Annotated in this window: 8 protein-coding genes; 2 read left to right on the top strand and 6 right to left on the bottom strand. The window is 74.8% G+C overall.

What is annotated here, in order from left to right; translation table 11 throughout:
- On the bottom strand, window positions 1-1,279 hold a 1,279-nt coding region (locus ACTHMS_RS12560), incomplete at its 3' end, for a DUF222 domain-containing protein (protein ID WP_440307006.1).
- 176 nt (window positions 1,280-1,455) lie between these two features.
- Between ACTHMS_RS12560 and ACTHMS_RS12565 the strand changes: the two genes are divergently transcribed.
- Window positions 1,456-2,928 carry an MFS transporter gene (locus ACTHMS_RS12565; protein ID WP_440307007.1) on the top strand — a complete coding sequence of 491 codons (1,473 nt, stop codon included), beginning with the start codon at window positions 1,456-1,458 and terminating at the stop codon, window positions 2,926-2,928.
- Between the two features lie 8 nt (window positions 2,929-2,936).
- Here the strand turns inward: ACTHMS_RS12565 and egtD are convergent, their stop codons facing one another.
- The 5 genes from egtD to ACTHMS_RS12590 form a co-directional block, all read right to left on the bottom strand.
- A complete protein-coding gene (egtD, locus tag ACTHMS_RS12570; protein ID WP_440307008.1) occupies window positions 2,937-3,899 on the bottom strand; it encodes an L-histidine N(alpha)-methyltransferase in 963 nt (320 codons plus the stop codon).
- Window positions 3,896-4,588 (bottom strand): ergothioneine biosynthesis protein EgtC, encoded by a 693-nt coding sequence (gene egtC, locus ACTHMS_RS12575; protein WP_440307009.1) that lies wholly within the window; start codon window positions 4,586-4,588, stop codon window positions 3,896-3,898. The genes egtD and egtC overlap by 4 nt, the downstream gene beginning before the upstream one ends.
- Window positions 4,581-5,891, bottom strand: a complete 1,311-nt coding sequence (gene egtB, locus ACTHMS_RS12580) for an ergothioneine biosynthesis protein EgtB (protein WP_440307010.1) — start codon at window positions 5,889-5,891, stop codon at window positions 4,581-4,583. Before egtB ends, egtC begins: the two co-directional genes overlap by 8 nt.
- Window positions 5,884-7,134, bottom strand: coding sequence for an ergothioneine biosynthesis glutamate--cysteine ligase EgtA (gene egtA, locus ACTHMS_RS12585; protein WP_440307011.1), 1,251 nt, complete (start codon window positions 7,132-7,134; stop codon window positions 5,884-5,886). The genes egtB and egtA overlap by 8 nt, the downstream gene beginning before the upstream one ends.
- A 154-nt stretch (window positions 7,135-7,288) precedes the next feature.
- Window positions 7,289-8,392: an aminotransferase class V-fold PLP-dependent enzyme gene (locus ACTHMS_RS12590; protein ID WP_440307012.1), complete on the bottom strand. Its 1,104-nt coding sequence runs from the start codon at window positions 8,390-8,392 to the stop codon at window positions 7,289-7,291.
- Window positions 8,393-8,430: 38 nt separating this feature from the next.
- On the opposite strand from ACTHMS_RS12590, the gene ACTHMS_RS12595 reads away from it, so the two are divergent.
- The coding region (locus ACTHMS_RS12595) for an amidase family protein (RefSeq protein ID WP_440307013.1) at window positions 8,431-8,743 on the top strand (313 nt) is incomplete at its 3' end.

Below are 8,743 nucleotides of genomic sequence, written 5' to 3' on the forward strand. Positions count from 1 at the left end.
TGCGGTGGTGGAAGACGCAGACGAGGTGGCCGTCGTCGACGCAGGTGCGGCCGGTCACGATCCAGGGGGTGATGTGGTCGGCTTCGAGGTAGGCGATGGGGGCGTCGCAGTCGGGGAAGGTGCAGCCACCGTCGCGGGCGAGCATGGCGAGGCGTTGTTGTTCGTGGAAGCAGCGGGACCGCTCGCTGTAGGCCAGGATCCCGTGGAGGCTGTCGAGGGCGACGCCGAGGACGTTGGGGTTGCCGCCGGCCCACTGGATCGCTTCGGCGGTGCTGATGAGGTCGCCGTGGCCGGTGCGGGCGACGCCGGTCCCGGCCAGCCAGTCCTCGGCGGGCAGGGTGAGCACGACGGTGGTGTGCACCCCGCCACCGGTCGGTGTCGCGGCGTTGGCCTGGAGCAGCCGCAGCAGTTGCAGGAACCCGTCGTGGCGGCGCTGGCTCGCCGACCGGGTGTCCCGGACCGGGCCGCTGGCCCGCGGCGGCGTCACCATGCCCTCGTCGTCCAGCGCGCCCGCAGCCGTCCCGCCCGCGCCGGCGGCCGACTCGGCAGCCGTGTCGGTGGTGCTGGTGTCGGGGTCGAGGGTGCGGGGGTGGGTGATCGCGTCGAGCAGGGTGCGGAGCCGCTCGGTCGCTTCGGGGGTGAGGTCGCCGTGCAGCACCGACGACCCGTCGGCCCGCACACGGAGGTCGAGGCCGCGGTCACGCTGGCTGGTGCGGTCGCCGGGGAGGCGGCCGTCGGGGTCGAGGTGGGTGTGCACCTGCTGGCCGAGTTGCCGCACCACGCCGGGGTCGGACTCGGCGGCCTCGCGCAGCAGCAGCGCCTCCACGTGGTCGTGCGCCCGTTCCCGCACCCCGTCGGGGAGGGTGTCGATGCAGTCGGTGATCGTGCGGGCGTGCTCGGGGTTCACGGCACCGGCGGCGAGGGCGGCGGCGACCTGCGGGAACCGGGCCGGCAGCGGCTCGCCGGTCATCGCCTGCCGCGGCCCGACCGCGAGCGCGGCCTTGACCCGGTTCGCCGCGTCGGCGGGGTGGATCCGCAGCACCGAGCGCAGCAGCGCCTTCGTCGTCTTCTGCGAGTGCTTCCCGGCGAGCCCGCGCCGCTCGACCTCCGCGATCACCGCCGCGTCCAACGCCGCCAACCTGCACCGCAGCGCCTCGGCCGACCGGACCGCGTCCAGCAGCTCGGCCTCGGACGCGAGGGCCGTCGACGCCGCCAGCATCCGGTCGAGTTCGGCGTGCCCGGCGGGCAGCGTCCACGCCTCGACCGCCGGTGCCACCATGCCGTCAGTCTACCCGAAGGAACGTTCGAAAACAAGCGATCAAACCATGAAAATCGTTGTGACGTAACGGTTTCGGGTCTGTTGACACGATGCCGATAAGGGCGCGTTTGCTGAACTTCGCTGCGTCGGCCCGTTCGCCTCCCCAACTCGTCGGCCGGCCCGTTACCGTCGCCCGAGTGACCGACGTCCGACTGAAGACCGCGCAGGGACGCAGCGTGCTGGCCGCGACCATCCTGGGCAGTGGCATGGCCCAGCTCGACGGCACGATCGTCAACGTCGCGCTGCCGCGCATCGGTACCGATCTGCACGCCGGCCTCACCGCGCTGCAGTGGACGGTCAACGCGTACACGCTGACGTTGAGCGGCTTGCTGCTGCTCGGCGGATCGCTCGGCGACCGGCTCGGCCGCCGGCGCATCTTCCTGCTCGGGGTCGTCTGGTTCACGATCGCGTCGGTCGGCTGTGCGGCGGCGCCGACGAGCGGTCCGCTCATCGCCTTGCGCGCACTGCAGGGGGTCGGCGCGGCACTCCTGACACCGGGCTCGCTCGCGATCCTCGAAGCGGTGTTCGTGCCGGCCGACCGGGCGGCGGCCGTCGGTGCGTGGTCGGGACTCGGCGGCATCGCGACCGCGATCGGGCCGGTGCTCGGCGGCGTGCTCATCGGCGCTGCGTCCTGGGGCTGGCGCATCGCGTTCCTGATCAACGTGCCGATGGCGCTGGCGGTGATCGTGCTGGCGCGGCGGTTCGTGCCCGAGACCCGCGACGAGGACGCGAGCGGCAGGGTCGACGTCGTCGGGGTGGTGCTTGCGGCCGCCGGCCTCGCCGCGCTCGTCTACGGGCTCACCGGTGCGTCCGGCGGGTGGACGAGCGCGGCGGCCGTCGAGGTCGTGGTCGGGGCGGCATTGCTCGTCGGCTTCGGGGTGTGGGAGGCGCGCACGCCGGCCCCGCTCATGCCGCTCGGCCTGTTCTCGTCACGGCAGTTCAGCGCGGCAAACGCGGTGACGCTCGCCGTCTACGCGGCGCTGTCGGGTGCGTTCTTCCTGTTGCCGGTGCAGCTGCAGCGGGTGTCCGGCTTCGCGCCGGTCGCGGCCGGGTCAGCCCTGCTGCCGGTGACGGTCGTGATGCTGCTGCTGTCGGCCCGCATGGGACGCCTCGCCCAGCGCATCGGCCCGCGGCTGCCCATGACGGTCGGGCCGATCGTCGCGGGCCTCGGCCTCGCGCTCATGACGCGCGTCGGCGCCCATGCGAGCTACGTCGCCGATGTGCTGCCGGCGGTGCTCGTCTTCGCGCTCGGCCTGTCGGCGACGGTCGCGCCGCTCACCGCGACCGTGCTCGCCGCCGCGCCAGGTCACCTCGTCGGTATCGCGTCCGCGGTGAACAACGACGTCGCCCGCGTCGCCGGTCTGTTGGCCGTCGCGGTGCTGCCCGGGCTTGCGGGCATCACCGCCGCCGCCTACCGCCACCCCGCCGCACTGTCCGACGGCTTCCACACCGCGGTGCTCATCGCCGCCGGGCTCTGCGCGGCGGGTGGCGTGCTGTCGGCGCTGCTCATCTCGGACGCCGAGGCGCGCGCCCGCCGCACCACCGTCGTCGATCCGGCGACCGACGCGCCCGCCTGCCCGGTCTCGACCCCGCACGCCCGCCCGCGCTGAGCGGTACTTCAGACGGGGACGGACAGGGAGAGGGCGAAGTCGCCGGCCGGGTCGGTCCACCAGTGCGTGAGACACAGCCCGCACGCGGCCAGCTCGGCCTCGACCCGCTCGCGGCGGAACTTCGCCGAGATCTCGGTCCGCATCATCTCGCCCGCGGTGAAGTGCACCTCGAGGCCGAGGTCGGCGACGCGCACGACCTGGTCCTCGCGCGAGCGCAGCCGCATCTCGATCCACTCGTGCTCGGCGTCGTAGAGCGCCAGGTGGTCGAAGGCGTCGAGATCGAAGGTGCCGCCGAGCACCCGGTTGATCACCGCCAGCACGTTCTTGTCGAACTGCGCGGTCACCCCGGCGGCGTCGTCGTAGGCGGCGACGAGCCGGTCGGTGTCCTTCACGAGATCGGTGCCGAGCAGGAACGCCCCGCCCGTGTCGAGGGCGGTGCGCACGTCGGTGAAGAACGCGCGGCGCTGCTGCGGGTCGAGGTTGCCGACGGTCGAGCCGAGGAATGCCAGCAATCCCTGCGGATGGCGCGGCAGGGCCGGCAGGTGGCGCTCGAAGTCGCCGACCACGGCCTCGACGGCCACGCCCGGGTACTCGGCCGCAACGGCCTCGCTCGCCTCGAGCAGCACGGCGGGGTCGACGTCGAACGGCACGAAGCGCTCGAGCGTGCGGGCGTCGCGCAGCGCCGACAGCAGCAGCCGGGTCTTCTCGGACGTGCCGCTGCCCAGCTCGATGAGGGTGTCGGCCCGCGTGATGGCGGCGATCTCGGCGGCGCGCGCGACGAGGATCGACCGCTCGGTGCGGGTCGGGTAGTACTCGGGCAGCCGGGTGATCTCGTCGAACAGCTCGCTGCCGCGCGCGTCGTAGAAGTACTTCGGCGGCAGCACCTTCGGGGTGGACGTGAGGCCGGCGCGCACGTCGCGGGCCATCGCCGCGGCGAGATCGGTCGGGTCGAGCAGGGTGGCGATGCTCATGCGGGGCTCTCCAGTGGCGTGACGGTGACGCCCTGCGGCGTCGCCTCGAGCAGGGACCGGTCGGGGACGTCGACCCAGGCCGGATCGTCGTCGAAGGGCTCGCTCGCGACGGCGATGCCGTCGGCGGCGATGAGGTAGGACAGGGTGTCGCCCCAGGTGGTGGCGAGCACCCGCTCGCCGTCGGCGAGCAGCAGGTTGAGCCGTGCGGCGGGGTCCTTCGCGCCGACCTCGACCACGATCTCGGCGAGGTGCGCGACACCGGTCGCGAAGACGAGTGCGGCGAGTTGGGCCGAGTCGCAGACCGATTCCGCGCGCGGTGCGCTCGCCAGAACCGAGCGGTCGACGCGGCCGTTGTGCGAGAGCAGCCAGCGCCCGTCGGTGAACGGCGCGGTGGCGGTCTCGTCGATCGGCATGCCGGCGGTGGCGCTGCGCACCGCGGCGACGACGCATCCCGAGCGCAGCAGTGGCGCGATCGAGGCGAAGGACGCGTCCGACCACAGCGGTCGGCTCGAGCGCCAGCGATGCACGCCGTCGTCGGTGACGAGCCCGACGCCCCAACCGTCGGCGTTCATGAGCCCGTGCCGTTGCCGCCGCGGCTGGTACGACTGCCGCAGCAGGCCGAACTCGGGCGCGAGCACCAGCTCGTGTGCGGTGCGTGGCGCGCCGAGCCACGCCAGATGCCTACACATCCGTCGAGCCTCCGGGTGCGGCGTCCCAGGCGAGCCGCACGCCGCAGAAGATCTGCCGGCGGATCGGATGGTCCCAGTTGCGGAACGACGGCCGGATCGCGTTGCCGCCCACCGCCCACGAACCGCCGCGCAGCACCTTGTAGTCGCCACCCCAGAACGGTTCGGAATACTGCCGGTAGAGCATCGGCGTGAAGCCCGGCCACGGCACGAAGTCCGACGACGTCCACTCCCAGACGTCACCGATGACCTGCTCGACGCCGTACGCCGAGGCACCGGCCGGGTACGCCCCGACGGACGCCGGCCGGAGCGCGGCACCGTCCAGGTTCGCAACATCCGTCGAGGGCGGTGTCGATCCCCACGGCCAGCGCCGTCGCCGGCCGAGCGCAGGGTCCCAGACACAGGCCTTCTCCCACTCCTGCTCGGTGGGCAGCCGGGCGCCCGCCCACGCCGCGTAGGCCTCGGCCTCGAACCAGCAGACGTGCTGCACCGGTTCGTCCGGCGGGATGTCCTCGACGGTGCCGAAGCGGCGACGCGACCCGTCGGCCGACCAGAACTGCGGCCGCTCGAGCCCGGCCTCGAGGCGGTGCTGCCAGCCGCGTGCCGACCACCAGCGCGGCTGGTCGTAGCCGCCGGCGTCGATGAACGTCTGCCACTCGGCATTCGTCACCGGCACCCGGCCGATGCGGAACGCGGGCAGGTCGACGACGTGTGCCGGGCGCTCGTTGTCGAGCGACCAGGGCTCGTCGGCGCCGTCGACACCGAGCACGAACTCGCCGCCGGGCACGAGCACCGCGTCGTGCGGCACCGGCCGACCGGGCGGCAGCGCGGCGCCGGTGCCCAGCAGCGGCTCGCCGTCGCGCAGCTGGTGCGTGGCGAGCATCGTCTCGACGTGCTGCTGCTCGTGCTGCTCGACCATCGCGAAGGCGAAGAGGTCGTCGGCGTGCGCGAGCCGGTCGAGCACCCGCCCGCGCACGTCGCGCAGGAAGGCGCGCGCCTCGGGGGCCGGCAGCAGCGGCAGCTGCACGCGTGTCGCCCGCGGGTGCTCGAAGGCGTCGTAGAGCCGCTCGATCTGTGCGGGCAACAACCCCTGCGCCTCGGCCCGGCCGCCGCGCAGCAGCCAGAGGTCCTCCTGCTGACCGATGTGGGCGAGGTCCCAGACCAGCGGGCTCATCAGCGGGCTGTGCTGCGTGGTCAGCTCGCGCTCGTCGAGGTCGGTGAGCAGCAGCGTGCGCTGCCGCGCGCGGTCGAGGGCCAGGGCGAGCTCGTCCTGGGTGACCTCCGGACGCGTGACCTGGTCAGGCATCGGCGACCTCCCGCAGCACGTGCACGGGGTCGGCGGCGGCGAGTCGCTCGCGCAGCTCGTCGCCGGGGGTGCGGCGGCGCTCGACGAGCTCGGCGTACGAGGCGACGCACCCGGCGACATCGGCCGGGGCGCGGTCGGCGGCGATCCGGGCACACGCGCGCGCCGCACGCCAGACCGCGGCGTCGGCCAGCCCGTCGCGGGCCGCGGCGAGCCACGCGTCGGCGACCGGTTCGCACGCCTCGTCGGCGAGGTCTACGGCGACGGGGTCGTCGGCCAGCGTGGCGACGATCGCGGCGAGCCCAGGCCACCACCGGTCGGGCACGGCGTCGAGGTAGCGCACCTCGAGGTAGCCGCGCAGCCGCACGGCGGGGAACAGCGTGGTGAGGTGGTGGTCGAGGTCGCGCAGCGTCGGGCGGCGCAGCAGCTTGGCCGCGCCCGTGATCCACGACGCGAAGCTCACCCGCGAGGGCACCGGCTCGGCGCCCCCGCCGTGCTCGTCGAGCACCAGCATCACCGGCGCCGCGAGGGCGTAGCGCGTCCAGGCCTCGACCGGATCGCCCGCGCCGATGCGTCCGGCGCGGTGCTGATCGATGCCGGCCCACATCTGCTGGCGCATCGAGGCCCAGCCGGACGCCTGCCCGGCCAGCATCGGCGAGCACGCCGACAGGGCGAGCAGCGCGGGGCCGAGGCGGTGCAGGTGCTCGACCCGCCGCGCCCAGCCGGCCCGCGGCCCGGCGTCGAGGTTCACCTGCAGCGCCGCGGTCGCGGCCATCATGCTGCGCCCGGCGGCCGAGCAGCCGACCGTCGTCCAGTGCCGCTGCATCGCCGCGTAGCGCGGAGCCCGGTTCACGACGATCACCGGACGCGCCGGGTCGGCCCCGATCGCCGCGCTGGCGTGGCCCCGCTCGGCGAGCGCCGCGCGCAGCGCCGCCCGGTCGGCGCGCAGGTCGGCGACCCCCCGCTCGAGCGAGGCGGCCGGCGGGGTCGACAACTCGATCTGCCCACCCGGCTCCTCGGTCACCCGGCTGCGGCGGGGCAGCGGCGGCAGGTCGGCGAGCAGGCGTTCGACGCTTGCGCCGTCGGGCCTGCGACCGGGCTCGGTGAGCGGGACGAGGTGCGCCTCGAGCTCGAGCCCGACGAGCCGGACCGGCCCGTCGGTCAGGGCGACGTCGGCGATGTGGGCCGCGGCGGTCTCGAGATCGAGCAGTGGTTCGACGGCGGCATGTGGTCTGCTGGCGGTCATTCCGCCCCATCCTGGTCGGGACGGGTCGCGGGGGCGACCGCGGGTCGGTGCGGGGGCGGCACGACCGCGCCTCCCGGCGTGGGTCGGACCGTCCTCACGTTCGAGTCTTGTCCTCAGCTGCGGCAGCGGCAACCACCGGCAGGTTGCGAAACCCTTACACGAGGGTGTGACAAAGGCCGCGGACGAGCCGGTCGAGCGCCGCCTCGTCGGCATCGACGTGCGGGCTGACCCGCAACGAGGGGCCGTCGAGCTCGGCCGCGCGCGGGGTCGACGACACCGTCGTGAGCACCCGGTGCTCGAGCAGCCGGGCTCGCGTCGCGGCGACGTCCTGCCCGGCCGTCGGGGTCAGCGCGACGATGGCCGTGGTGCCGTCGTCGACCCGCCAGCCCGGCACCTCGGCCAGCGCTGTCCGGGTGCGCTGCGCCACCTCGGCGAGCCGGTCGCGCACGACCTCGGGGCCGTCGGCCCAGAGCTCGCCGACGGCGTTGGCCAGGCCGACGCGTCCGGCGACGTGGGCGTCGTGCGAGTCGAGGTAGCGCACCGGCGGCAGGCCGGGCGCCTCGAGCCGCGGCGGCACGACGCGCAGCGCCGGCCAGTGCGGCTCGGCGATCGCGAGCACGCCGACGCCCCGCGGCCCGGCCAGCCACTTGCGGCTGGTCGCGTACACGGCGTCGGCCCCGGTCGCGGTGTCGACGTGCCCCAGCGCCTGCGCCGCATCGACCCACACCGGCACGCCCGCGGCGTGGGCCACCGCCACGACGGCGGCCACCGGTTGCTCGAGCCCGCGGTGCGAGGCGGCCTGGACGAGGTGCACGAGGGCGGGCGGGTCGGCGCGCAGCTGCCGCTGCAGCGCGTCGACGTCGACCAGACCGGCGCCGTCGACCGGCAACGCCGTCAGCCGGTACCCGGCCGCCGTGAACGCCTCGACGTTCGGCCCCCACTCCGAGGGCGCCACCGCGACCCGCGCGCCGGGCGCGAGCGGCCAGACCCGCAGCAGGGCGGCCAGGGCGGCGGACGCGCCCTCGACGAACGCGGTGCCGTCGGCCTGGTGGCCGAGCAGCGCGGCCAGCCGCGCGCGTCCAGCCTCGATCGCCGGCCCGGCCGCCGCCTGCGCCACGTAGGCGCCCTCGACCGCCTCCAGACGGGCGTGCGCCGCGGTCGCGGCGAGCGTCGCCTCCGACTGGCGGCTCGCCGCCGCGCTGTCCAGGTGCACGAGGTCGGTCGCCGGACGCCGGGCCCGCCACTGCTCGCCGATCACCCGCCCAGGCTGTCACGACCGGTCGATACATTTCGACGATGACCGACTGGACCGTCACCGACATCGCGGCCGCCGTGCGCGGCGGCGCGACGACCGCGCGCGAGCAGGTCGAGGAGGCGCTGCGACGCATCGGCGAGCGCGACGCCCGCATCGGCGCGTTCCAGCTCGTCCGGGCCGAGGCCGCCCGCTTCGAGGCCGACGCGGTCGACGCGCGGGCCGACCGCGCCGACCTGCCGCTGGCGGGCGTGCCGATCGCGATCAAGGACAACCTGCCGGTGACCGGCGAGCCGATGCGGCTGGGGTCACCGACCACCGATCCGGCACCGCAGACCACCGACCACCCCGTGGTGC

Origin of the sequence: Jatrophihabitans sp., from assembly GCF_051960575.1 — a bacterium.
Lineage (GTDB): Bacteria > Actinomycetota > Actinomycetes > Mycobacteriales > Jatrophihabitantaceae > JBQCEE01.

What these genes read in the sequence shown, in the direction of transcription:
- egtD (WP_440307008.1), bottom strand. Translation starts at nt 3,899, where the DNA reads ATGAGCATCGCCACCCTGCTCGACCCGACCGATCTCGCCGCGGCGATG.
- egtC (WP_440307009.1), bottom strand. Translation starts at nt 4,588, where the DNA reads ATGTGTAGGCATCTGGCGTGGCTCGGCGCGCCACGCACCGCACACGAG.
- egtB (WP_440307010.1), bottom strand. Translation starts at nt 5,891, where the DNA reads ATGCCTGACCAGGTCACGCGTCCGGAGGTCACCCAGGACGAGCTCGCC.
- egtA (WP_440307011.1), bottom strand. Translation starts at nt 7,134, where the DNA reads ATGACCGCCAGCAGACCACATGCCGCCGTCGAACCACTGCTCGATCTC.